The organism is Streptomyces sp. NPDC048636, assembly GCF_040650655.1.
Classification (GTDB): domain Bacteria; phylum Actinomycetota; class Actinomycetes; order Streptomycetales; family Streptomycetaceae; genus Streptomyces.
In genome coordinates, this window is record NZ_JBEZHR010000021.1 from 85,954 (window position 1) to 108,236 (window position 22,283).

Annotated in this window: 22 protein-coding genes and 1 riboswitch; of the genes, 9 read left to right on the forward strand and 13 right to left on the reverse strand. The window is 69.8% G+C overall.

Annotated elements, in window-relative coordinates:
• Positions 1–53: 53 nt before the first annotated feature.
• The 7 genes from AB0C66_RS34125 to AB0C66_RS34155 form a co-directional block, all read right to left on the reverse strand.
• Positions 54–1,016: a Ppx/GppA phosphatase family protein gene (locus AB0C66_RS34125; RefSeq protein ID WP_362447787.1), complete on the reverse strand. Its 963-nt coding sequence runs from the start codon at positions 1,014–1,016 to the stop codon at positions 54–56.
• Entirely contained in the window at positions 1,013–1,588 is a 576-nt protein-coding gene (locus AB0C66_RS34130; protein WP_362447790.1) for a DUF501 domain-containing protein, read from the reverse strand. The genes AB0C66_RS34125 and AB0C66_RS34130 overlap by 4 nt, the downstream gene beginning before the upstream one ends.
• A gap of 65 nt (positions 1,589–1,653) precedes the next feature.
• Positions 1,654–2,136 (reverse strand): septum formation initiator family protein, encoded by a 483-nt coding sequence (locus AB0C66_RS34135; RefSeq protein ID WP_362447793.1) that lies wholly within the window; start codon positions 2,134–2,136, stop codon positions 1,654–1,656.
• A 142-nt stretch (positions 2,137–2,278) separates the two neighbouring features.
• Positions 2,279–3,559 (reverse strand): phosphopyruvate hydratase, encoded by a 1,281-nt coding sequence (eno, locus tag AB0C66_RS34140; protein ID WP_362447796.1) that lies wholly within the window; start codon positions 3,557–3,559, stop codon positions 2,279–2,281.
• A gap of 292 nt (positions 3,560–3,851) precedes the next feature.
• The gene (locus AB0C66_RS34145; protein ID WP_362447798.1) at positions 3,852–4,523 is read right to left on the reverse strand and encodes a transglycosylase family protein; all 672 of its coding nucleotides are present in this window, start codon (positions 4,521–4,523) and stop codon (positions 3,852–3,854) included.
• A gap of 7 nt (positions 4,524–4,530) precedes the next feature.
• Positions 4,531–4,722, reverse strand: a riboswitch (cyclic di-AMP (ydaO/yuaA leader).
• Between the two features lie 254 nt (positions 4,723–4,976).
• Positions 4,977–6,020 (reverse strand): transglycosylase family protein, encoded by a 1,044-nt coding sequence (locus tag AB0C66_RS34150; RefSeq protein ID WP_362447801.1) that lies wholly within the window; start codon positions 6,018–6,020, stop codon positions 4,977–4,979.
• Between the two features lie 146 nt (positions 6,021–6,166).
• On the reverse strand, positions 6,167–7,435 hold the full coding sequence (locus tag AB0C66_RS34155) for a cytochrome P450 (protein WP_362447804.1): 1,269 nt from the start codon (positions 7,433–7,435) through the stop codon (positions 6,167–6,169).
• A 653-nt stretch (positions 7,436–8,088) separates the two neighbouring features.
• Here AB0C66_RS34155 and AB0C66_RS34160 point away from each other — a divergent pair.
• From AB0C66_RS34160 to AB0C66_RS34190, 7 genes are all read left to right on the forward strand, one after another.
• Positions 8,089–9,198 carry an ATP-binding protein gene (locus AB0C66_RS34160; protein WP_362447807.1) on the forward strand — a complete coding sequence of 370 codons (1,110 nt, stop codon included), beginning with the start codon at positions 8,089–8,091 and terminating at the stop codon, positions 9,196–9,198.
• Positions 9,195–9,596, forward strand: coding sequence for a roadblock/LC7 domain-containing protein (locus AB0C66_RS34165; RefSeq protein ID WP_362447810.1), 402 nt, complete (start codon positions 9,195–9,197; stop codon positions 9,594–9,596). Before AB0C66_RS34160 ends, AB0C66_RS34165 begins: the two co-directional genes overlap by 4 nt.
• Entirely contained in the window at positions 9,593–9,964 is a 372-nt protein-coding gene (locus tag AB0C66_RS34170) for a DUF742 domain-containing protein (RefSeq protein WP_362447813.1), read from the forward strand. The genes AB0C66_RS34165 and AB0C66_RS34170 overlap by 4 nt, the downstream gene beginning before the upstream one ends.
• The gene (locus AB0C66_RS34175; RefSeq protein WP_362447816.1) at positions 9,939–10,529 is read left to right on the forward strand and encodes an ATP/GTP-binding protein; all 591 of its coding nucleotides are present in this window, start codon (positions 9,939–9,941) and stop codon (positions 10,527–10,529) included. The genes AB0C66_RS34170 and AB0C66_RS34175 overlap by 26 nt, the downstream gene beginning before the upstream one ends.
• Before the next feature lie 9 nt (positions 10,530–10,538).
• Positions 10,539–11,891, forward strand: coding sequence for a cytochrome P450 (locus tag AB0C66_RS34180; RefSeq protein ID WP_362447819.1), 1,353 nt, complete (start codon positions 10,539–10,541; stop codon positions 11,889–11,891).
• Positions 11,892–12,186: 295 nt separating this feature from the next.
• On the forward strand, positions 12,187–13,344 hold the full coding sequence (locus AB0C66_RS34185; protein WP_362447822.1) for a tryptophan dimethylallyltransferase family protein: 1,158 nt from the start codon (positions 12,187–12,189) through the stop codon (positions 13,342–13,344).
• Between the two features lie 67 nt (positions 13,345–13,411).
• Positions 13,412–14,791 (forward strand): tryptophanase, encoded by a 1,380-nt coding sequence (locus AB0C66_RS34190; RefSeq protein ID WP_362447825.1) that lies wholly within the window; start codon positions 13,412–13,414, stop codon positions 14,789–14,791.
• Between the two features lie 69 nt (positions 14,792–14,860).
• Here the strand turns inward: AB0C66_RS34190 and AB0C66_RS34195 are convergent, their stop codons facing one another.
• The 4 genes from AB0C66_RS34195 to AB0C66_RS34210 form a co-directional block, all read right to left on the reverse strand.
• On the reverse strand, positions 14,861–15,217 hold the full coding sequence (locus AB0C66_RS34195; RefSeq protein WP_362447828.1) for a DUF6479 family protein: 357 nt from the start codon (positions 15,215–15,217) through the stop codon (positions 14,861–14,863).
• A gap of 83 nt (positions 15,218–15,300) precedes the next feature.
• Positions 15,301–16,302 (reverse strand): nucleoside triphosphate pyrophosphohydrolase, encoded by a 1,002-nt coding sequence (locus AB0C66_RS34200; RefSeq protein ID WP_362447830.1) that lies wholly within the window; start codon positions 16,300–16,302, stop codon positions 15,301–15,303.
• Positions 16,303–16,316: 14 nt separating this feature from the next.
• Positions 16,317–16,934, reverse strand: a complete 618-nt coding sequence (locus AB0C66_RS34205) for a SurA N-terminal domain-containing protein (protein ID WP_362447833.1) — start codon at positions 16,932–16,934, stop codon at positions 16,317–16,319.
• A 250-nt stretch (positions 16,935–17,184) separates the two neighbouring features.
• Positions 17,185–17,901, reverse strand: coding sequence for an HNH endonuclease family protein (locus AB0C66_RS34210; protein ID WP_362447836.1), 717 nt, complete (start codon positions 17,899–17,901; stop codon positions 17,185–17,187).
• Between the two features lie 59 nt (positions 17,902–17,960).
• On the opposite strand from AB0C66_RS34210, the gene AB0C66_RS34215 reads away from it, so the two are divergent.
• Positions 17,961–19,412, forward strand: a complete 1,452-nt coding sequence (locus AB0C66_RS34215) for a DUF2079 domain-containing protein (RefSeq protein WP_362447839.1) — start codon at positions 17,961–17,963, stop codon at positions 19,410–19,412.
• Positions 19,413–19,445: 33 nt separating this feature from the next.
• Here the strand turns inward: AB0C66_RS34215 and AB0C66_RS34220 are convergent, their stop codons facing one another.
• On the reverse strand, positions 19,446–20,228 hold the full coding sequence (locus AB0C66_RS34220; RefSeq protein WP_362447842.1) for a VOC family protein: 783 nt from the start codon (positions 20,226–20,228) through the stop codon (positions 19,446–19,448).
• A 149-nt stretch (positions 20,229–20,377) separates the two neighbouring features.
• On the opposite strand from AB0C66_RS34220, the gene AB0C66_RS34225 reads away from it, so the two are divergent.
• The gene (locus AB0C66_RS34225) at positions 20,378–20,938 is read left to right on the forward strand and encodes an RDD family protein (protein WP_362447845.1); all 561 of its coding nucleotides are present in this window, start codon (positions 20,378–20,380) and stop codon (positions 20,936–20,938) included.
• A 69-nt stretch (positions 20,939–21,007) separates the two neighbouring features.
• On the opposite strand, the gene AB0C66_RS34230 is transcribed toward AB0C66_RS34225, so the two are convergent.
• Positions 21,008–22,270, reverse strand: coding sequence for an Ig-like domain-containing protein (locus tag AB0C66_RS34230; RefSeq protein WP_362447848.1), 1,263 nt, complete (start codon positions 22,268–22,270; stop codon positions 21,008–21,010).
• Between the last annotated feature and the right edge of the window lie 13 nt (positions 22,271–22,283).

Here is a 22,283-nt window from a genome sequence, read left to right on the forward strand (position 1 = left end):
GCGGACGGCCCCCGGATGGGCCTCCGCGGCCGCTCATGCGTTGCTCGCCGCGCTCAGGCGATGCTCCAGGCGATGCCGTCGAGGATGTCGTGCTCACTCACCACGACCTCCCGGGCGCCGGTCCGTTCCATGATCGAAAGCAGTACGAGCGCCCCGGCCGCGATCACATCGACCCGCCCCGGATGCATCACCGGAATCGCCGCCCGCTCGGCGTGGGTGGAGGCCAGCAGCCCGGTGGTGATCTCCCGGACCCGGTCGAGGGGGATCCGCGCGTGGTGGATCGCCGCGGAGTCGTACTCCGGCAGCTCGAGGGCGATACCGGCGACGGTGGTCACCGATCCGGCGAGGCCCACCAGGGTGTGCCCGCCCTCGTCCGGGCGGCAGACCCCGCTGAGCGGCACGGTCTCCCCGGCCAGGTCCAGCGCCCGGTCGATATCGGCCCGTATGGCGCCGGTCTGCTCCGGAGTCGGCGGATCGGTGAGGGCGCCGTCGGAGACCAGATGGCGCTCGGTCATCCGCACACAGCCGATATCGACACTGCGGGCGGCGCGCACCGCGGTGTCCCCGGAGACGAACTCGGTCGAGCCGCCGCCGATGTCCACCACCAGATAGGGCCCGCTCAGCCGCTCATGTCCGGACAGCTCCTTGGTGGCGCCGGTGAAGGAGAACTCCGCCTCCTGGTCACCGGTGATCACCTCGGGCCCGACGCCCAGGATCGCCCTCACACCGTCCACGAACTCCTGGCGGTTCTCGGCGTCCCGGGAGGCGGAGGTGGCGACGAAGCGGATCCGCTCGGCGCCCCGTTCGCGGATGACCGCGGCGTACTCCCGGCAGGCCGCGAAGGTGCGCTCCAGCGCCTCGGGGGCCAGCCGTCCGGTGCGGTCCACACCCTGGCCCAGCCGGACGATGGTCATCCGGCGGTCCAGTTCGGTCAGCTCACCGGTGGCCGGGTCGGCGTCGGCCACCAGCAGCCGGATGGAGTTGGTGCCGCAGTCCACGGCCGCGACGCGGGTCATCCGCCGTCCCCCCGCTCGCCGGAGGGACCGGTCGCACCGGACTCGCCGTCCGCCGCACCGCAGGGCGCGACACACGGACCCTTGCGCCACCACTCGGGCAGCATCGCGAGGGCCTCGTCGCCCAGCGGGTTGACCCCGGGGCCGACCGCGAGGGCATGGCCGACCAGCACATGCAGGCACTTCACCCGGTCCGGCATGCCGCCCGCGCTGGGGAAGCCCTCCAGCACCTCGATGGCGTCACGGCGGGCGATGTAGTCGTCGTGGGCGGCGCGGTAGGCATCGGCCAGTTCGGGGTCGGCCGCCAGCCGGGCCGACATCTCCTTCATCACGCCCTCGGCCTCCAGCGTGCCGATCGCGGACGCGGCACGCGGGCAGGTCAGGTAGTAGAGGGTCGGGAACGGCGTACCGTCCTCCAGACGCGGTGCGGTCTCGACGACATCGGGGTTGCCGCAGGGGCAGCGGTGGGCGACCGCGCGCAGCCCGCGCGGCACCCGGCCCAGCTGCATCTTGACGGCGGCGATATCCGCATCGGTGGGCGCGGTGGGCTCCGTCTGCGGAGGGGGGGTGTCCATGAGTGGGAGTGTTCTCTATCGATCGGTATCGGACCGGGCGCGAACGGAGCGCGAACGGTGCCGGATCAGCGGGGTGCGTGGGCCGCCTTCGGCGCGTCCGCCGCGTCCACGGCGTCCCAGAGGTTGGTGTACCAGGGGCGGCCGGCCGCCCCCCGGTCGGTGGTGTGCTCGCTGTAGGCGCTGCCGTCCACCACGCTGAAGCCGGTCTCCCCCGGCATCAGGAAGTGCAGCCGCTCCCGGGCCTGCCGCTCGGTGTAGGCGGGGTCCTGGAGCCGGGCCTTCTCCTCGCGCAGCTTCTTCACGTCCTCGCGCGCCTGCTGGGCCGCGCGCCGCTGATCGGCGATCTGCGCCCGCTGGGAGATGTACTGCCGCATCGGATAGGCCAGCGCCACCACCAGTGAGCAGACGACCAGCGCGAGCAGGGCGGCCCGGCCGGTGAGCCGGCCGCGGCGGCGCCGGGCGCGCACCCGGTAGACCCGGGCGGCGGCGTGCTCGCCGAGCGCCTTGAGTCTGGTCGCGGTGGAGAACCGGTCCCGATCCGCCGGCACATCGCCTCCCCGGTGTTGACTTCGCTTGAGTGACGCCGTCCCCGGCCACGGTACGGGACCGCGGCCGGGGACATGCGTCAGACGTGTCTGCTACTCAGGTCGAGCGCGTCCTCGCGTCCTTGATGCGGACGCCCGGCGGCGGTCAGCCCTTGAAGCGCGGGAAGGCGGAGCGGCCCGCGTACACCGCGGCGTCGTCCAGGATCTCCTCGATGCGCAGCAGCTGGTTGTACTTGGCGACGCGCTCGGAGCGGGCCGGGGCGCCGGTCTTGATCTGGCCGCAGTTGGTGGCGACGGCCAGGTCGGCGATGGTGACGTCCTCGGTCTCACCGGAGCGGTGGGACATCATGCACTTGAAGCCGCTGCGCTGGGCCAGCTCGACGGCGTCGAGGGTCTCGGTCAGCGAGCCGATCTGGTTGACCTTGACCAGCAGCGCGTTGGCGGTGTCGCTGTCGATGCCGCGGGCCAGCCGCTCCGGGTTGGTGACGAACAGGTCGTCGCCGACCAGCTGGACCTTGTCACCGAGCTGGTCGGTGATGGTCTTCCAGCCGTCCCAGTCCTCCTCGTTCAGCGGGTCCTCGATGGAGACCAGCGGGTACGCGGCGACCAGGTCGGCGTAGTAGGAGGTCATCTCGGCGGCGCTGCGGGACTTGCCCTCGAACTCGTAGGAGCCGTCCTTGTAGAACTCGGAGGCGGCCACGTCGAGCGCCAGCGCGATGTCCTGGCCCGGCTGGTAGCCGGCCTTCTTGATGGCCTCGACGATCAGGTCCAGGGCCTCGCGGTTGGAGTCGAGGTTCGGCGCGAAGCCGCCCTCGTCACCGAGACCGGTGGACAGACCGCGCTCCTTCAGCACCGACTTCAGGGTGTGGTAGACCTCGGTGCCCCAGCGCAGCGCCTCGGAGAAGGACTCCGCGCCGACCGGCGCGATCATGAACTCCTGGATGTCCACGTTGGAGTCGGCGTGCGAACCGCCGTTGAGGATGTTCATCATCGGGACCGGCAGCAGATGGGCGTTGGGGCCGCCCAGGTACCGGAAGAGCGGGAGGTCGGACGCCTCGGAGGCGGCGTGCGCGACGGCGAGGGAGACGCCGAGGATGGCGTTGGCGCCGAGCGAGGACTTGTCCGGGGTGGCGTCCAGGTCGAACATCGCCTGGTCGATCAGCCGCTGCTCGGTGGCGTCGTAGCCGACGAGCTCCGGGCCGATCTGCTCGATCACGGCGAGGACGGCCTTCTCGACGCCCTTGCCGTTGTAGCGGTTCTTGTCGCCGTCACGGAGCTCGAGGGCCTCGAAGGCGCCAGTGGAGGCACCGGACGGAACGGCGGCACGGCCCGTGCTGCCGTCGTCGAGGCCGACCTCGACCTCGACCGTGGGGTTGCCTCGCGAGTCGAGGATCTCGCGAGCTACGACGACGTCGATGGACGGCACGAGGTTCTCCTTCGTATGTGTCTGCGGTAGCGACACGAGCCTAACCGGACCGGAGGGCCGGACCCCCCGTTCGCCCGTCCCGCGAGACAGGACGTGGCATAAATAGCCAGTTTTGGGTGCGGATATCTACATTTTCCGCGAAGCCCTTGCCGTGAAGCTTCTGCCGTGAGCCCTTTGCCGAGACCCATCGAGCCCCGGCCGGAACGCACCGCGGGGCGGCGCGCCCGGCCGGGGCTCGTGGTCGACGCGTGGCCGACGGTTCCCGGATCCGGCCCGGTCGGCCGGACCGCGGTCAGCTCAGGTGGAGCCGCTGACCCGGGTAGATCAGGTCGGCCTGCTCGACGATGTCCTTGTTCAGCTCGAAGAGCTTCTTCCAGCCGCCCTCGACCTTCTCGGCCTTGGCGATCTCGCCCAGGGTGTCCCCGGCCTTGACCTTGTACTCGCCGTCGCCCTTCTTCACCGGACCGCGGGCCTCGTGGCGCGCGGCGCGGTCGGGCTCGGAACGGGTCTCGGCCTTCGGCTGCGCGGGCTTGGGCGCCGGGGCCTTGGACTCCTGCTGACCGGAGTCGGAGGGGGTGGAGCTCGACGGGGTGCCGCCGGTGGTCAGCCCGGTGCCGCAGACCGGCCAGGCGCCCTTGCCCTGGCCGGCGAGGACCTTCTCGGCGACCTGTATCTGCTGGTCCTTGCTGGCCTTGTCGGCCGTGGGGGCGAACGAGGTGCCGCCGTAGGCGGCCCAGGTGGAGCTCGAGAACTGTAGTCCGCCGTAGTAGCCGTTACCGGTGTTGATCGACCAGTTGCCGCCGGCCTCGCACTCCGCGACCTTGTCCCACTGGGCGGTGGTGGCGGCGGAGGCGGAGGTGGCCCCGATGAGCGGGGCGGCCACGGCGGCGCCCGCGAGACCGGCGAGGGCGGCGATACGGGTGGCCTTGGACGGGCGACGGTGCTTGCCGTTGGACTTGAGCATCGTTGGTTCGTTTCCTCACCGACGCCTACGAGGTGAGCTGTCGGGTTCGGACGTGAGTTGCCCGGCCGGTGCACCACCGATCGACGAATGATCGACGATCGATCACACCCGGCTTCACCCCTAGCCGACGAGCCCGTGTCCACAGGCCGTTCGGCACCTACCTTGGGTCCCCCGCTCCTGCCTTCGGCGCTGACGCGTCGGTTCCCCCCGACCGCCGGCAGGATTCGGCGTGACGATCGACGGTGCCCGCGGTGGCGAGCGGGAAGACCGTAAACACACCCCCCGAGAAGGTTCAAACACCCCATTCGCAGCGAGAGGTGCTGTATTTGATCTCTCCCGGCCCACATCTACGCAGGTGGGGCCGGGTGCGGAGAGATCGGACAGGGGGTGCGCTCCGGGCAATGTGACGAGAGGTATGTCTCACCGTCGCCAGATCGGGCAATTCACCCCGAACTACCGCCCCTTGGCGCTCAGATCCAACCGCTGACCCGGGAGGATCAGATCCGGATTGTCCCCGATGAGGCTTTCGTTGTCTTTGTAGAGGCCGTGCCAGCCGGTCGACAGCTCCTCGCGCTGGGCGATCTCTGAAAGGTTGTCACCGGGGCGCACGAGGTAGCCGTCGTCCGAGGACCCCTCGGCGCGTTCCCCGCTGTCCCGGGAGGCATGCCGCCCGGAGGGCCGCCGGGCCTCCTCGTCGCCGTTCGCCTCGTCCGGGTCCCCGGCGCCGCGGTGGCGGCCGGTGGGCGCGGGGTCGGCGCTCTCGTCCGGGGACTCGCTCTCGTCCGGGGACGCCGAGGCGTCCGGGCGGTCCGGGGAGTCGGAGGACTTCGTGTCCGACGGGGACGGCGACGCGGAGTCCTCGTCGTCCTCCTCGGTGGGCGAGGCGGACGGGGAGGGCGTTGTCCCCTCCTCCTGGTCCGCCTCGGATCCCTCGTCGTCGCCGGGCGCCCACCGCTCATCGCCGGACTCGTCCGAGGAGCCGGAGGAGTCCCCGGAGGAATCCCATGCGTCCCCGCGGTCCTCGGCCGCCGAGCCGCCGCGCTCGCCGCCCTCCCCGCCGTCACCGCGCTGGCCGAGGGACGGCTCCCGGGTGATCCCGGGGTCCACCTCGGGGGCGTCGCCGCCGTCGGTCAGCCCCGCGTTCACCGCACAGCTGGGCCAGGCGTCCGGGCCGCGCTCGTCCAGGATCGACTGGGCCACGGATATCTGCTGGGAGCGGCTTGCCAGATCGGGACGCGGGGCGTAGGCGGTGCCGCCGTGCTCCGTCCACATGGACAGGGTGAGCTGGAGGCCGCCGTAGAAGCCGTTGCCCTCGTTGGCACTCCACATCCCGCCGCTCTCACACTCGGCGACCTGGTCCCAGGTGGCGGTGGAGGCGGCCTGGGCCCCGCTGGCCCCGAAGAGGGGGATGGCGAGCCCGGCACCCGTGATGCCCGCCGCGACGACGATGGCCGGAGCCTGGCGGGGGCGGCGGTGCCGACCGTTCCCGGAACGCATGTGGTGGCCTCTCGTGTGGCGGTGGAGTTGTCGGTTGAACATAGCGACGGCACTCGATCATCACAAGCCGGTGTATCCCAGGTCACGCCCCGGTCACGCCGCTGATCATTCGTCACTTATGTCATCCGCCAAGGAGCTTCGGCGCCTCAGCCACCCCGGGAATTCCATGTCACGGGGAGGGTGCGCAGTCCGCGCATGATCAGCCCACCGCGCCAGCGCAGATCATCCGAATCCACCGCAAGCCGGATATCGGGCAGTCGGCGCAGCAGAGTGGCGAGGGCGGTCTGCGCCTCCAGCCGGGCGAGCGGGGCGCCCAGACAGTAGTGGATGCCGTGGCCGTAGCCCAGATGCTGGTTGTCGGTGCGCGTGAGGTCCAGCACATCGGGCTCGGGGAACCGCTCGGGGTCGCGGTCCGCGGCGGCGAGCACCACCAGCACCGGTTCGCCCGCGGCGATGCGCTCATCGCCGATGGTCAGCGGCTCGGTGGCGAACCGCCAGGTGGCGATCTCCACCGGGCCGTCATAGCGCAGCAGTTCCTCGACGCCCGCGGCGAGCAGCCGCTCGTCCCCCTCTTCCAGGGCCTGCTGGAGCCGGGCGCGCTGAACCGGGTGGCGCAGCAGCGCGTACATCCCGTTGCCGATCAGATTGACCGTGGTCTCGAACCCGGCGAACAAGAGGATGAAGGCCATCGCCGCGGCCTCGTTCTCGGTGAGGTGCTCCCCGTGGTCGCTGGCCCGGATCAGCCCGGAGATGAGGTCCTCGTCCTCTCCCTCCGCGCCGAGCGTCTCCCGTTTGCGGTGGATCAGCTCGGCGAGATAGGCGCGGATGTGCTTCACGGCGCGGGCGACTCCGCCGCGTGGACCGCCGCCGTGCCGGATCATGGAACCCGCCCAGTCCCGGAAGTCGTCCTGGTCCTCGCGGGGCACCCCGAGCAGATCGCAGATCGCGTAGATGGGGAGGGGGAAGGCGAACTCATGGATCAGATCGGCTTCTCCCCTTTCCCCGAAGTCGTCGATCAGCCGATCGGTCAACTCCCTGACCCGCGGGGCGAACGCGGCGACCCTGCGCGGGGTGAACGCCTTGGACACCAGCCGCCGCAGCCGGGTGTGGTCCGGCGGATCGATGTTGAGCAGATGTGTCATCAGATCGGCACGTTGCTCACCGGGGATGCCCACCTTGCCCCGGGCATGGGCCGATTCGCTATGGGTTCGCGGGTTCTTGGACAGCCGGGGATCGGCCAATGCCTGCCGGGCGTCGGCGTAGCGGGTCACCAGCCATGCCTCCACTCCGCTGGGGAGCGTGGTCCTGCGGACCGGGGCATGTTCGCGGAGCCACGCGTACGCGGGGTAGGGATCGGCGGCGAACTCCCAGGTGAAGAGGGTGGGAGTGGGAATGTCACGGGGCTGCTCGGGCACCCCCCGACGATACCGGCCGCCTCGCCACCGCCCCCATACAGCTCTTATCGGCTGTACCGGGTAAATGCGGAACAATAAGAATCAAGGGGATAGTTGACTAGGGAATTACCCTAGGACATCTCCACAATCCCTCCACGAGTCGCCCGCAACCCGCGCTGATTGCCCAGATATGCGGCGGCTCCGGAGGGCACCCTTAGGATCATGCCCCGAACGTCGCATGACATGCCGTTACACCCGCTGACGTCGGTCAACGCGCGTAAAAAGCGCCATGGCTGAAATGACGTCAGGATGTCGAATGGGACTCAGGCACATGCACGGGGCCACCCCACGCTGGTGATACGATCACCGCGCTTGCCAGGCGAGCCAAGGGCGCGTAAGACACACGGCGATCCGGTAAATCAGCCGGGAGGGTCCACTCTGAGGGAGCATTATGCCGCCAGTCGGGCATACGGAGCCGTTTAGGCGCACTGTCGTCTACGCGCCGCCGTCGGCAAGACGAGTGCGATGTCCCCGGACCATCCGGGCAGCATCCGGGCACTGAATCACGCCGCGCGGGCAGCGAGTTCACCGCCTCCCCGCGCCCCTCCAAGAACAACCAGACGCGCAACACTTCCCTTTCAGTCCCTGGCGGTCTAGTCGTTAAAGAGAGTCTCATGACGCAATACATACAGGATCCAGCAATCTGGGCCCTGATCGCAGGCACGCCTCTCGCTGCAACTGCCATATTCCGCGGGCGAAAGGCGCAAGCGAAACTGCGCGCCGAGAAGGCGGAAGCCGAAAACCGCTACACGGATCTCGAGAACCAGTACTCCGCGGCGGTCCAGGAAGCCCAGGTACGCGCCGAAGAGGCCACCAAGAGCGCACTGAAGTCGGCGATGCGCACGCTCCAGGGCCTCGCCAACGAGCAGCAGCTGGCCATCTCCAAACTCCAGGACAGATACGGCGAGCACCATATTCTCCAGGATCTGCTGGAGATCGACCATATGAACTCGCAGTTCGGTCGGCGTGCCCAGTCCATCGCCGTGCTCTGTGATGGGTGGCTCGGCCGTCAGCGGGCCGTCGCCTCGGTCTACGACGTGGTGCGCAGCGCGAAGGGGCGCATCCGCCACTACACCCGCGTCGAAATCCGTTCGCAGAGCAATTTCGCGCTCACCAGCCGGGCCGTCGAACCCGTCGCGCTGGCGCTCGCCGAACTGCTGGACAACGCCACGAGTTACTCGGCGCCGGATTCTCCGATCGATATCACCATCCGCACCGTTCCCAAGGGCGTCTGCATCATCATCGATGACGCCGGTGTCGGTATGAACGAAGAGGAGAAGAACCGGGCCGATCAGCTGCTGTCGGCCCAGCGCGCGACGGGCGTCACCGGACTGGGGAATCCCCCACAGTTCGGCTTCGCGGTGATCGGTGTGCTGGCCGCCCGGTACGGCTTCAGCGTCTCCGTCGATTCGGCTTCGCCCTACGGTGGTGTGCGCGCCGTTGTGCTTCTTCCCGAGGACCTGCTGACCAATATGCCCGAGCCGGAAGAACAGCCGGTTTCCCGTACGCCCGCAGCAGCCGCGCCGGAAGAGCCCGGTTCGACCGCCGGCGGTCTGCCGAAACGTCGCCGAAAAGGATCGATCTCCATCGTGCCGCAAGCGGATTCCACCGCCGCTCCCGCCCGGACGAGCGAGGAAACCGCCTCGATCATGGGCGCTTTCCAACGCGGCACGCAGTCCGGTCGCTCCGCAAATCCGAACAGGGAAGGGCATGATCCTCAGTGAACAACGACCTGTCCTGGATGCTTGACAGCGCCCTGGAAGTGCCGGGTGCACGTCATGCCCTCCTGGTGTCCGCCGACGGCCTGCTGATGGCCCGTTCGCAAGAGGTCCGCAAGGACGAGGCGGACACCGTGGCCGCGGCGATGAGCGGTATCCAGTCGCTGAGCCGCACCATGGGCGGCTTCTGCGGTGATCCGGAGATGAACTGGCGACAGACCCTGGTCGAGTTCGACGGCGGCTGGGTCTTCCTCATCTCCGCCGGTGAGGGCGCGTATCTGGCGGTCTCGTCCGCCCCCGATGTCGACATGGCCGACATCACCTTCCGTATGCAGCAGCTCGTCGGGCAGCTCGGCAAGGTACTGACCACTCCGCCTCGCGAAAACACGAGTATCCAGGCATGACTGCACCAGATGAGCAGGAGCCCGAGTCGGCCCGGTTAGTACGGCCGTACGTCATCACCAACGGCCGCGGCCGGCTGGACAACGATCAGTTCAATCTGATCACGCTGGTCACCGCGTCCGACCAGGTCCGCCCGGGCCATCTCGATCCCGAGAAGCGCCGCCTGTTGGACTTGTGCGCGGGCGGTTATCTCTCGGTCGCGGAGATAGCCGGGCACATGGGACTTCCGATAGGCATCGTCAAGATCCTGCTGTCCGATCTGTCGGCGGACGGCTATCTCCTGACCCGGGCCCCGGCGCCGCCCGCCCAGCTTGTCGATGTTTCGCTCCTTCAGGAGGTACTGGATGGGCTCCAGGCCCGTTTCGGATGATGACGTCTATCTCGCCGACCAGGTGCAGATCGCGGCCAAGATCCTGGTCGTGGGGCATTTCGCGGTCGGCAAGACAACCTTCATCGGCACCATGTCCGAGATTCCTCCGCTGCGCACCGAGGAGCGTATGACGCAGGCGGGTGCCCAGGTGGACGACCTCATGGGCACCCGGGGCAAGACGACCACCACCGTCGCCATGGACTTCGGCCGCCTCACGCTCAGCGAGAGGCTGGTCCTCTATCTCTTCGGAACACCGGGGCAGGAGCGCTTCGTCCAGGTGTGGGAGGACATGACGCGGGGTGCGCTCGGGGCACTGATCCTCGTCGATCCGGAACGGCTGAAGGAATCCTTCCCGGTGATCGACCTGGTGGAACAGTACGGCTTGCCCTACGCGATTTCCGTCAACCACTTCGACGGCACACCGGACCGCCCCGACCACGAACTGCGTGAGGCGCTGGACCTGTTGCCCGAGACACCCATCGTCACCTGTGACGCACGTGACGAGAAGTCATCGGCCAACGCGCTGATGGCCCTTGTCCGCTATCTACAGGAACGTACTCGCTAGGAGCAAGCTATGGACACTCAATCGGACTTCACGGCGCCGCCGCCCGGATGCCCGGCCCACCACACGGGCGAGCGGGTCCCGCTCCACGGGCCGGAGTTCGCGGCCGATCCGGGTGCCTTCTACGCGCATCTGCGCAAGTACGGACCGGTCGCGCCGGTCGAGTTGTCCCCCGGTGTGGACGCCATGCTCGTCACGGACTACTCGGCGGCGCTCCAACTGCTCCAGAACCCCGACACCTTCCGGAAGGACGCGCGCCGCTGGCGCGAGTTCAACGAGGGCAGGGTCAGCCGGGACAACCCGGTGGTGCCGTTGCTGGAGTACCGGCCGAACTGCATGTTCAGCGATGGCGCGGAGCATATGCGGCTGCGCCAGGCGGTCACCGACAGCCTGGCCCGGGTGGACTCGCACCGGCTGAGCCGGCACGTCGACCGGGTCGCCGCGTATCTGATCGACCAGTTCATATCCCGCGGCTCGGTCGATCTGCTCAACGACTACGCCAAGCTGCTGCCGCTCTTCGTTTTCAACGAGCTTTTCGGATGCCCTGCGGAAATCGGTGACCGATTCATCTTCGGTATCACCGGAATCTTTGACGGGGTCAACGCCGAGAAGGCGAACGAAGTACTGACGCAGAGCGTTATCGAACTGGTCGCTCTCAAGCGCAGCAGGCCCGGGGACGATGTCACCTCCTGGCTTATGCAGCACCATGCCCAGCTCACCGATGAAGAGCTCGCGCATCAACTCGTGCTGCTGCTCGGCGCCGGTGCGGAACCGCAGCGGAATCTCATCGCCAACGCACTGCTGCTATTGCTCTCCGATGAGCGTTACTCAGGCGGCGGCCTGCTGGTCGAGGACGCCATCGACGAGGTGCTGTGGAACAGCCCGCCCATGTCCAATTACGCTCCGCACTATCCGGTGTCGGATGTGGACTTCGCCGGGACCCAGCTGCGGGCGGGTGACCTCGTGCTGGTCAGCATCGCGGCCGCCAATACCGACCCCAGCCTCTCCGCCTCCCGCCAGGTGCTCAGCAAGCGCGCCCATCTGGCCTGGAGTGCCGGACCGCACGCCTGCCCCGCCAAGGACCCCGCTCAGCTCATCGGCGTCGTGGCCATCGAGAAACTTCTCAATCGGCTGCCCGATATCGAGCTGGCGGTGCCCGAGTCCAGCCTGACGTGGCGCCCCGGACCCTTCAACCGCGGGCTGTCCACCCTGCCTGCCCGTTTCACCCCGGTCACGGCGGATAAGCGGCAGCATATGCCTTCTGCACATGAAACCCCCGCGGCGAACGATTCCCACGGTCATCAGCAGAACAGGGCAGAAAAGGGCGGCTTGTGGAGCTCCTTCCTGTCCTGGTGGCGTACATGACCCACGCCACATAGAGGTGCTGTTTCGCGTTGCATGAATGTTCAATCGGTCGGGTATGCCATAGCGCGGAATTCAAGTTGGCCTAAATCCCATAAGGAGCTGTCGTGGGGCCTCTCGCCGTCGGCAACACCGTCGATCGACGTCGTTCCGTGGTTTCACTCGCATCCCGGCCGAACACACCCGCAATTCGAACTCCCATTCCCCTCATATCCCTCTCCATACGGCAGGCGGAGGCACCACCGGGCACGAACGCCAGTGCGATAGGAATCGCCGGAGCGCACCCCTTCTTCGCCTCGTGAGCGCGGCATTCTCCGGATTCCCTCCGGACGGCCATGGAGAATCGCGGACGCAGACCGGTCTGCTCGGCGGCTTCGCCGCCGAGCAACTCCTGCGGCTGTGCGAAGTGGTGGAGCTGAGCCACGCGGACGCGACGGCCTACGCGCAGCTGCTGAACGACGCTCTGGGGCCGGTGGCCGAACGGTCGTTGACCCTTCCGCCGCCCTCCCGGAGCTTCCTCTCCGACGACCACACCCCGGTCGAATTCTCGCTCGCCTTCCTGCCCGGCACCGGCCCGGGGCTGCGGGTGCTGCTGGAACCGGGGGCGGGCAACGACGACCTGGTGGAGAACGGCCGGATCGGCCTCGACGCCATCCGGACGATGGCGGACCGCTGGGGGTTCGCCACCGACCCGCTCGACCGCGTCGAGGACCTGTTCTTCCCCACCTCGCCCGAAGGGCCGCTGGCCCTGTGGTGCGCCCTGGAGCTGCGCCCCGGCGGGGTGCCCCGCGTCAAGGCGTACCTCAACCCCGCCGCGAACGGCCGGGACCGGATCGCCGAGACGGTAGGCGAAGGGCTGGCCAGACTCGGCCACCGCCGGGCGTTCGACGGCCTGCCCCCGGCCGACGCCTATCCGTTCTTCTCGGTGGACCTCGGGGACTGGGAGGCGCCCCGGGCGAAGGTCTACCTCACCCACCACGGCATGTCCGCCACCGAGGCCGGCACCCTCCCCCGGATGTCACCCCACCCGGGCCGGGAGCGGGTCGAGGAGTTCTTCCGCACCGCCGGGGGCTTCCCCGCGGGCGGCGCGGAACGGCTGAGCGGACGCCCCGCCCTCACCTGCCACTCCTTCACGGAGACCGCGACCGGACTGCCCAGCGGCTTCACCCTCCACATCCCCGTCCGCGACTACGTCCGGCACGACGGACAGGCGCGGGAACGGGCGGTGGCGGTGCTGCGGCGGTACGGCATCGACGGCGGCTGGCTGGACCGGGCACTGACCGCCGTGACCTCGCGCCGACTGGCGGACGGCGTCGGCCTGATCGCCTATCTGGCGCTGGTCCACGAGCCGCACCGGCCGCCGCGGGTGACCGTCTATGTCTCCTCGGAGGCGTACCAGGTACGGCCGCCACTCCAGGCGCTTCCGTCCCATGAGCGGGCGGGCGCGGCGCTGTGACACATCAGCAGGACTGTGACACATCAGCAGGACAACGAGCGAGAGAACGACAGGAGCAGCGGTCAGCGTGGAACCGTACCGGATCAAGGTTGTCGAACCCATCCCCCGTACCACCCGCGAGCAGCGCGAAGAGGCGCTGAAGCGCGTCAACTACAACCTCTTCGACCTGCGCGCCGAAGAGGTCACCATCGACCTGCTGACCGACTCGGGCACCGGTGCGCTGTCGGCCGCGCAGCTCGCGGCGGGCATGGCCGGGGACGAGTCCTACTCGGGCTCCCGCTCGTACTACCGGTTCCATGAGACCGTCACCGAACTGACCGGCTACGCACATATCCTGCCCGCCCATCAGGGCCGCGCTGCCGAGCGGGTGCTCTTCTCGTCGCTGCTGGAGCCGGGCTCCATCGTCCTGGCCAATACGCACTTCGACACCACGCGCGCCAATGTGGAGCTCAACAACTGCGAGGCCCGGGACCTGCCGTGTCCCGAGGCCAAGAACCTGGACAGCACCGAGCCGTTCAAGGGCAACATCGACCTGAACGAGCTCCACCGCCAGCTGACCGGGCCGGATGCCTCCCGAATAGCGGTGGTGGTCATGACCATCACCAACAACGGCGGCGGCGGTCAGCCCGTCTCCATGGACAACCTCAAGCGGACCGCGGCCCTCTGCCGCCAGTACGGCGTACCGCTGTTCCTGGACGCCGCCCGGTTCGCCGAGAACGCCTGGCTGGTGACCCGTCACGAGGAGGGCTACCGCGACCGCACCCCCCGCCAGGTCGCCGAGGAAGCCTTCCGCCTGGCGGACGGCTGCATGATGAGCGCCAAGAAGGACGGCATCGTCCATATCGGCGGCTTCATCGGGATGAACGACCCCGAGCTCGCCCAGCGGTGCGAGCTGCTCCTCATCGCCACCGAGGGGTTCGCCACCTACGGCGGTCTGGCCGGGCGCGATCTCGACATGATGGCCCAGGGGCTGTCCGAGGTGACCGAGCCCGCCTACCTGGCCGAGCGGGCCGATATCGCGGCCCACCTCGCCCACCGGGTCCGCGCCGCGGGGGTGGACATCGTGGAGCCGCCGGGCCTCCACGCGCTCTACCTCAACGCCGGGCGGCTGCTGCCGCATATCCCGCCGCACCACTACCCCGGCCACGCCCTCGCCTGCCGGCTGTACCTGGAGGGCGGTATCCGCTCGGCCGAACTGGGCTCGCTCTACCTCGGCGAGGAGGACGAGGACGGCAACCCGGTCAAGAGCGCGCCGTACGAACTGGTCAGGCTCGCTCTGCCGCGCCGTGTCTACACCCGCAGCCACTACGACCACATCGGCGAGACCCTGGCGAAGATCGCCAAGGAGGCCGACGCGGTGCACGGTTTCCGGATCACGGACCAGTCACCGATCCTGCGCCACTTCCGCGCCACGCTCGAACCGGTGCCGGTGCCAGCGGCGCGCTGACAACGCAGCCGACCCCGGCGCACGGGCCCGCTACCGGTGAACTCCGGTACCGGGCCCGTGTGGTCCGGTTCAGCCGGACTCGCGGGTGCCGGATCCGCCCAGCTCGTGCGGGCGGCGGCGGGCGCCGTCCCGGGGCAGGGCCTCGGGTTCGCGGTGCTCGGTCACATAGCCGACGCGGCCGTCGTCGCCCTGGTGCCCCGGGCCGTGGCCCGACTCCCGGGCCGCGCGGTCGGTCTCGCCGGGCTCCTGCCAGGCGCCGGAGCGGGGCTGCGGACGGCGGGGCGCCCTCGGCTCCCGGGCCCGGATCCGTATCCCCCACCAGACGGCCGCGACGCACAGCACGACGACCACCAGGCCGACGATCAGCGGTCCGGTCCCGATCAGCAGGTCCCGGGCGGCGGCGAGTTCCATGGCGTGAGTGGACATGGCGCCCGAGTACCCTCCGGCATCCGTCCCACTCCCGTCCGACCGCCCGCCCGCCCGCCCGTCGCGGACCGGCTCGGCCCGCCTCAGCCCGCCGCGGACTCCTCCGCGGCGCGGATCGCGTCCCGGTAGGCGCGGGCCGCGGCGCGCAGGGCGGTCTCCGGCTCGACGCCCTCGCTCTCCGCGCGCACGGCCAGCGCCAGCAGCTCATAGCCGATGCCCTCGCCCTCCGGGAGCCGGACGCCGAGTCCGGCGGTCCTGGCCCGGGAGGCCAGCTTGGCGGTGAGCGCCAGCGCGGGCTGGCCGAGTGGCACCCCCTCGGTGACCGAGGTGCGCTGCTTCTCCGCCGCCTTCACGCGCAGCCAGTGCGCCTTGACGTCCTCGGGGGTCTCGGCGGTCTCCTCGCCGAACACATGCGGATGGCGGCGGATCAGCTTGTCCACGATGCCGCCCGCCACATCGTCGATCGAGAACGGCTGTTCCGGGTCGTCCTCGGCGATCCGGGCGTGGAAGACGACCTGGAGCAGTACGTCGCCGAGCTCCTCGCGCAGCGCCTCGCGGTCGCCCTCCTCGATGGCCTCGACGAGTTCGTACGCCTCCTCGATGCCGTACTTCACCAGCTCCTCGTTGGTGCGGGTGCCGCTCCACGGGCAGGCGCCGCGGATCCGGTCCATGATCTGCACCAGGTCGAGCAGGCGCGCGCCCGGGAGGTCGTAGGAGCCGGGCAGCAGCTCCAGGTCCGGCATCGCCTCCCGGCCGGAACCGGCCAGCCGGGCGAGCCCGTCGGTCAGCTCGGACTCCCCCTCCGCCGAGGTGATCACCACGACGTCGCGGCCGCCCCCGGTGCGGCAGTGGTCGACCAGCTCGCGTGCGCTCGGCAGCGCGCGCTCCACCGTGATGCCCGCCTCCCGCAGATAGGGCAGCTGCGGATGGCCGCTGTCGCCGCACAGCACCCGGTCGGCCGCGCGCAGCGCCTGCCACGCGGGCCAGGACAGCAGCCCCGGCGCCACCCGGTGGCTGGTGGTGAGAAGGACGATACGGCCGGTGGCGGCGGTGTCGGCCGGGGCGGCGGAGTCTGGTGCGGTCACCCTTGAAACGTAACTTACGCCTGCTCCGCCGAGCCGCCCGAGGTACGCAGCCAGGCCTCCTTGGCGATCACCGCGGTGCCCTGGTTGTCGTCCCACTTCCCGTAGCGCGGGTTGACCTCGATGTCGAGCGCCTTGGAGGTGCTGGCGAAGACCGTGTTGACCTTGGTGGTGCCCAGTTTGCGCAGCAGCGCGCTGCGGGTGAGGTCCATCTTCACGGCCTGGTCGATCCGGTCCGGTGCGATGCCCTGCTCCAGGTAGAGGGCGCTCAGCGCGGCGGCACCGCCCGCCTGCTGCTCGGCGGCGCCACGGGCCCGCTGCACCTCGCGGCGGGTGACGGTGACGCCGTTGTCCTTGCCCGCCCGCTCGATGACCCGGAACTGGATCATCCGGATCAGGGTGTCCTGGCTCAGCCGGCCGCCGGCCGCGAGCAGCTGGTCGGCCTTGGGTGAGCCGCGCTGCGCGTCCCGTACGCCTTTCACCTGCGCCTGGAGCTGCGAGACGGTGATCCGGTCACCGTCCACCACGGCGGCGGCACCGGCGCGCGGGGCCTCTCCGCACGCGGTGAGCAGCGGGGCGGCCAGCAGCAGGGCGGACGCGGCAGAGACGGAGAGCGCAGTACGGCGGCGGATCATTGAGCCTCCCGGCAGAGATCGTGCGGCGCGACAGACGATCTGGCGTTGATCGATGGTATGAAGTCGGCGCGGCCTAGGCCACAGCTTGGACAACGATTCACCGGCGTCTTGGTCAGCCTCCCGCGGTACACCGGAGCGGATGGCTCGGTCCGTGCCCCCGCTCGACGGCGGGCCGGGGCCGGTGGCGGCGTACCGCTCGACGTACGGCGGCGGCCGCGCGGTACCCGTACCGCGCGGCGCCCGGCACCGGCTAACGGCCGCCGCGCGCGGGCAGGTTGGTGTCCGGGCATCCGTTGAGCACCCGCGTCATCGCGGCCTTCTCCGCCCGGGTCACCCACACCCCGTACTTCTTCTTCACCGCGGTCTGGTGCGCCACATAGTCACAGCGGTACGCCTTGTTGGGCGGCAGCCAGGTCGCCGCGTCCCCGTCGCCCTTGCCGCGGTTGGCGGAGGCGTCCACGGCGATCAGATTGAGCGGATCGTTGGCGAACACCACCCGCTTGTCCCGGTCCCACTGCCGCGCCCCCTTCTGCCAGGCGTCGGAGAGCGCCACCACATGGTCGATGTCGACCTCGCTGTGGCCGCGGACGAACCGCACATCGCGGCCGGTGTACGGATCGTCGTCCAGCGTGCCGGAGGCGATCAGGCAGTGGCCGTCGCGGAACCGCACCTTCGCCAGATCCCGTTTGAGTATGTCCTCGCGCGTGCCGCAGCCGTTGTGGTCGGTGTCCACCCATGAGCTGCCGAAGGCGCTCCGCTCATAACCCGTCTTCGGCGCCCGCCCCTTGACCGTGAGCGACGCCACAGCGGCGAGCGCCGGACCGGACGGACGGCCGCCTCCCGGCCCGCCGTCCTCCTCCGACCTGCCGCCATCCCCGCCCCCGCCCGGCCGGCAACCCGCCACGGCGAGCAGTGCGGCCAGTACCACCGCGGTGCCCCGGCCCGTTCCCCGAAACCGTTTCTGCAACCGTCTCGCCCCCTTCGCGTATCTTTTCGCACAGACCGCCCACACGATAAGGACCCTGGATGGACACGGCCGCAGCAATCCCGCCCGGCACCACCACGGACGGGGCGTCCGCCACCACGGACCGTACCGGGCTGCTCACCCGGGCGAGAGGGCTGCGCGGACCGCTGCTGGACCCTTACCGGCTGGCCCTCGTCCTCTTCGTGCTCTACGCGACGCTGTCGGTCTGCCGCTACCGCCGGATGGCCACCATGTCCTGGGACCTGGGCATCTTCGAGCAGGCGATACGGGCGTACGCGCACTTCCAGGAGCCGATAGCCGACCTCAAGGGCCCCGGCGCCAATATCCTCGGCGACCACTTCAGCCCCATCACCGCCCTGCTCGGCCCGGTCTACCGGATCTTCCCCGGCCCCATGACCCTGCTGGTGGCGCAGGCGGCGCTGTTCGCCCTCTCCGCCGTCCCCGTGACCCGGGTCGCCGCCCGGCTGCTGGGCCGCGGCCGCGGACTGGCGATCGGCATCGCCTACGGCGCCTCCTGGGGCGTCCAGCGCGCCGTGGACTTCGACTTCCACGAGATCTGCTTCGCCGTCCCGCTGCTGGCCTTCGCCCTGGAGGCGGTGCTGCGCGAGCGCTGGTACGCGGCGATGCTGTGGGCCGCCCCGCTGGTGCTCGTCAAGGAGGACATGGGCGCCACGGTGGCCGCGATCGGCGCCGTCATCGTGATCCGCACCTGGAAGACCCATGAGCCGCGGATCACTTCGCTCGCCGTCGGCCTGATGGTCTTCGGCGTCATGGCCTCGGCCATCGCCCTCGGTGTCATCATCCCCGGCTTCAACGGCACCGGCGGTTACGACTACTGGGAGAAGGTCGGTGGCGGCGGCGAACAGACCGGCTCCATCCCCTTGGGCACCGCGCTGCGCACCCTGCTGTGGATGCTGCTGCCGACGACCGGGCTGCTCGCGCTGCGCTCCCCGCTGCTGCTGGTGGCCGGGCCCACCCTCGGCTGGCGTTTCCTCTCCCACGACGACCACTACTGGGGCACCGACTGGCACTACAGCGCGGTGCTGATGCCGGTGGTCTTCCTCGCCCTGGTCGACGCCGTGGACCGGACCCGCGACAGCCGCCGGGCCTGGCTCGCCTCGTACTCCCGCCAGTTGCCCGCCGCGGTGTGCGGGGCGGCCCTGGCGCTGTCGTCGTCCATGCCGCTGTACGACCTCACCAAGGAGGCCACCTACCGCAAGCCCGCGGAGGTCGGCGCGGTGGAGCGGCTGCTGGGCCGGATCCCGGACGGGGCGTCGGTGGAGGCCAACGTGGGGCCGATAGCGCGGCTCACCGAGCGCTGCCGGGTGCTGTGGGTGGGCGCGGCGGGCGGTGTCGAACCGGACTACATAGCCCTCCAGGAGCCGGAGCGCAGCATGAGCGAGGTGGTGGCCTACGCCCGCCAGCTGCACCCCGGCGCCACCTACGAGCCCTTCGGCACCGCCTCCGGCTACTACGTCGTCAAGCGCCGCTGATCCGCCCGCCCGGCGGCGGTTCGGCCCGGGTCGTCAGTCCATCGGCTTCGGGGCGATGACGGCGAACGCCGCGCCCTGCGGATCCCGCACCACCGACATCCGGCCCGCCACCATGTCGAACGGCGGCCGCAGCACCGCCCCGCCCTCCGCGGAGAGCTTGGCCACCGTCCGGTCCACCTGCTCGACCGCGAAATAGACCATCCAGTGCGACGGGGTGTCGGACGGCGTCCCCTCGTCCAGCGGCTGGAGCCCGCCGACCGTACGGCCGTTGACGGACAGTGCGTAGTAGCCGTCGGCGCCCTCCATGGGCGCGGTCTCCAGGCCCAGCGCCTCGGCGTAGAACGTGGACGCCGCCTCCCGGTCACGGGTGTTGAGCTCGTTCCAGACCAGGGTGCCCGATTCATTGGCGAGCCCCGCACCGGCGAACTCCAGCGGCTGCCAGACCCCGAAGACGGCGCCGGTGGGGTCGGCCGCCACCAGCATCTTGCCGAGGTCCATCACCTCCATCACCGGCAGCAGCACGGTGCCCCCGGCGCGGCTGATCGCCTCCGAGGTGGCCTGGGCGTCGTCGGAGGAGAAGTAGGTGGTCCACACGGTCGGCGGCGGGGGCTCCTCGCCCATCGCCCGGGCCGACATGATGCCCGCCACCGGCTTGTCCTTCAGGGCGCACAGGGCGTAGCCACCGGCCTCCGGCGGGCCCACCTCCCCGGACCAGCCGAAGAGCCCGGAGTAGAAGTCCAGGGCGGCCTGCTGGTCGGGGACCATGAGATCGATCCAGCACGGCGTTCCGGGCTGGTAGGACGTGATGTCGGGCATGGCCGCCTCCCGGGTGCGGTCCGGCCGGCCCGGCGCCGGACGGGACCACCCGCACCACCCCACCCTTCCTCCGATCCACCCCGGCCGCCACTCGGCCGGGACGGACGGGGGTCGCCTCGCCGACGGACCGCTTTGACAGAATTCCGGCCATGATCGATCCACGGGGGCAGCAACAGCCCTACCCACCGCCACCGCACCCTTCCTATGGCCCTCCGCAGACGTATGCGCAGCCGGGGGCGTATCCCCCGGCGGGCGGGTATCCGTCCCCGGCGCCCGCACCGCCCGTCGTCCCCGAACCGGCCGGTGACGAGCGCCGCATGCTGGCGGCGACGGTCGACTTCCTCCTCGCGTTCGGCGCCGGCACCCCGCTCGCCCTGCGGGTGCTCCCCCGGCTCGAGGTCGAGGCGAACGCCCTCGTCCTCTGGCTGGTCTGTGTGTTCGGGCTGTCCTTCGTCAACCAGGTGCTGGGGGCCTGGATCTTCCGGGCCTCGGTCGGCAAGTGGCTGCTGCGGATGCGGGTGGTGCGCGACCAGGACGCCGGGCGGCCGGGCTTCTGGCGGCTGGTCCACCGCTGGCTGCTGGGGATGACCTGGCTGCCGATGCAGCCGGTGCGCAGCGTCTGCGGCATGGACGGCGATCCGTACGAGGACCACTGCGAGCTGTGCTACGTACGGGTGAAGGATCTACGGCGGCTGGGCCACCTCGGCTGAAACGCGACGGGCGGCGGCCGGCCCGGTGAGGGGCCGACCGCCGCCCGGCGGTGGTGAGGAGAGGGGGTGTCAGGCGCCCGCGGCGCTACCGGCCACCCACTTGTCCCAGTCCATGTTCCATCCGTTGAGGCCGTTCTCCGGCTGGACGGTGCGGTCCGCGGAGTTCTTCACCACGACCACATCACCGATCTGGGAGTTCTCGTAGAACCAGGCCCCGTCGGTGTTGGGGTCGCCCGCGCCCTTGGTGTCCGACAGGCCCACACAGCCGTGGCTGGTGTTGGCGTTGCCGAAGATGGACTTGGCGCCCCAGTAGTTGCCGTGGATGAAGGTGCCCGAGGTGGACAGCCGCATGGCGTGCGGCACGTCCTTGATGTCGTACTCGCCCTTGCCGTCGCCGTCCTTGAAGCCGACCGTGGCGCCGTTCATCCGGGTCTCCTTGAACTTCTCGGAGATCACCATCTGACCGTTGTAGGTCGTGTTCTCGGGGCTGCCGGCCGAGATCTTGATGGTCTTGACGGTCTTGCCGTCCCGGACCACCTTCATCGTCTTGGTCTTGGCGTCGACCGTGCTCACCTGCGAGCGGCCGACCTTGAAGGTGACGGTCTTCTCCTGGACGCCCTTGACGCCGGGTGACGCCTCGACACCGTCCAGGTCGAGCTTCAGGGTGACGGTCGAGTTGGCCTTCCAGTACTCCTGGGGCCGCAGGTCCAGCCGGTTCGGGCTGAACCAGTGGCCGACCACCTGCTGACCGCTGGTGGAGCTGACCTTGACATGCGACTCGACGGCCTTCTTGTTGGAGACCGGCTTGTCGAAGTTGATGGAGACCGGCATGCCCACGCCGACCGTCGAGCCGTCCTCCGGCGTGAAGTTGCCGATGAAGCTGTTGGAGGGCGAGACGGTGGTGAAGGACGAATGCTCGGTGGCCTTGCGGCCCTTGGCGTCCTTGGCCGAGGCGGTGATCTTGTACTGGGTGGACCGCTCCAGCTGGCCGTTGGGCTTCCAGCTCGATCCGTCGGGCGATATGGAGCCCGCCACGGTCGCGCCGGTGGCCGGGGCCGTCATCTTGACGGAGGTGAGCTTGCCGCCGTCGACCTTGACCTTGGTGTCGCTGTTGATGCCCGCGTTGTCGGCACCGGTCTTCGGGGTGATCTTGATGTGGGCGTCCGACGCGTCCTTGGCCGCCGCCTCGTCGACCTGCGACTGCGACTTGCCACTGCCGTCGTTCTTGCCGTCGTCCCCGTCATCGCCGCCGCCACAGGCTCCGAGCGTCAGTACACCCCCGAGCACGGCGGCCACGGCCACCAGACCCTTACGGCGCTTGCCGTCCGTCATCACACGCTTCTCC